A 1881-nucleotide genomic window follows, 5' to 3' on the forward strand; every position below is an offset into this window, starting at 1 on the left:
AACCCGGATCTTCGTGCCATCTTCATTCAAACAGACTCAGCCGCTGTGGGTGCACAACGTGCAGTGCGTGCCGCTCGCAAAACAGACGACATTATTGTCGCCGCTTTCGATGGCACCCCTGAGCTTTATGACCTGATCAAGGACGGAAAGATCCTCGGTTCAGGCATGCAGCAACCTTACCTGATGGGCTTCACTGCAGCCGAAGCGCTGGCTTCTCACCTCAGTGGCGAAACTGTCGAGAAAGAGATCCTGCTGCCAATTCTGGTCGGTACAACCGACAATGTTGGTGAGTTGGGCGATGAGATCAACCTCAACGTCTTCGCGGGTGAACTGACAAAGTAAGCTTATCCTCCCGAGGCGGTGGGCACGAAGAGTCGTGTCTGCCGCTTTGGCCAGCATGCGTTCATGCTGATAGGATTACTCAGCGAACTATCAAATATTGAATAATCGGAGTGTCTTGGTGCAACACGATGACAGCACATTGCTCGCCGCTGAGGGGATAAAGAAAGCATTTGGTACTTTCCACGCGTTGAAGGGAGTTAGCTTTCATCTTGGAGCTGGTGAAATTCACGCTCTTTTCGGGGCAAATGGGGCAGGGAAATCTACTCTGGCAAAGGTCCTCTGCGGCCATATCAAACCAACCGAAGGAACTTTGAAAGCCTTTGGTGCTGAAGCCAATTTCAACAAGCCTCGCGAAGCAATGGATGCAGGTATTGGAATCGTAACACAAGAAACAAGCCTGGCTGATGATTTGACGGTTTGGGAGAACATTGCGCTCCCATTCTACGGATCGAAGAAGAAGCCGTCGCAAGGTGAGTTAAAAAAAATTGCAGCAAACGCCATAGAGCGGTTGGGCTTCACAAAAGAAATCCCCATTGGCAAAACCTGTTCAGAGCTCTCGGCTGCCCATCGGCAGTTGGTTGAGATTGCCCGTATCGTGGCACTCGATAGCCGCGTCATCATACTTGATGAGCCGACAGCAGCGCTCAGTCCAGGCGAGCGCGCGCGTCTCTTCAAAGTGATGAACGCACTGCGTGATGAGGGCCGTGGATTGATATTCGTATCTCACAGGCTCGAAGAGATTTTTGCGATGACAGATCGCATCACCATTCTTCGCGATGGGTCATCTGTTGAGAGCAATATCGCGACTTCCAGTCTGACACAGGCCGAACTCATTCACTTGATGGTGGGACGGGAAGTCGAAGCACTCACCAGTGAGACCATTCCTGATACATCAATTTCGCAAGTGGCCTTCGCGCTGAAAGATGTTCGTTCTGCACCGGAAGTTAGATCGGTCAGTCTGGAAATCAGGGAAGGCGAAATTGTTGGTCTCGGCGGACTCGTTGGGGCAGGGCGCTCGGAACTGGCTGAGACGATTATGGGCCTTCGGCCAATGCAGTCCGGGTCCATTGAAGTACTTGGAGAACCCTATACCCCACAAAGTCCAAAGACTGCATTTGAAGCCGGTATTGGGTTTCTGCCTGAAGATCGCCGTCGTCAAAGCATCATTCCCGATTTCTCGGTTCGAGAAAACATACTGCTTTCGCATTTGAGTCAGCAATCAGGGCAGAGATTGAACTATTCATCTCGCTCAGAGCGGATCGATGAGTTGGCTGATTTGATTGAGTTGGCGCGTAACCGCCTGGACGATACGTCCCTTCTCAACTTTTCAGGTGGCATGCAGCAAAAAGCACTGCTTATCCGGGCGTTGTTGCTCAAGCCTAAAGTCTTGATACTGGACGAACCAACCAAGGGCGTCGACATTGGTTCCCGCGCCACAATCTATTCGCTGCTCCGCAGATTGGCAGCTGATGGTATGGCGATCTTGGTTATTTCCTCAGACTTTGAGGAACTTCTCGCGCTTTCGCATCGGATCGTTCC

2 protein-coding genes are annotated in these 1881 nt (G+C 51.6%); both read left to right on the top strand.

Going from position 1 to position 1881, the window contains the following annotated elements; genetic code table 11:
• Positions 1 to 342: substrate-binding domain-containing protein (locus AC2FNB_RS21165; protein ID WP_496748696.1), on the top strand; the 342-nt coding region annotated here is incomplete at its 5' end.
• Between the two features lie 118 nt (positions 343 to 460).
• Positions 461 to 1881 (top strand): sugar ABC transporter ATP-binding protein (locus tag AC2FNB_RS21170; protein WP_496748697.1); only part of this gene is annotated, 1421 nt, incomplete at its 3' end.

It is taken from the genome of Ruegeria sp. BHSB058 (genome assembly GCF_059613285.1).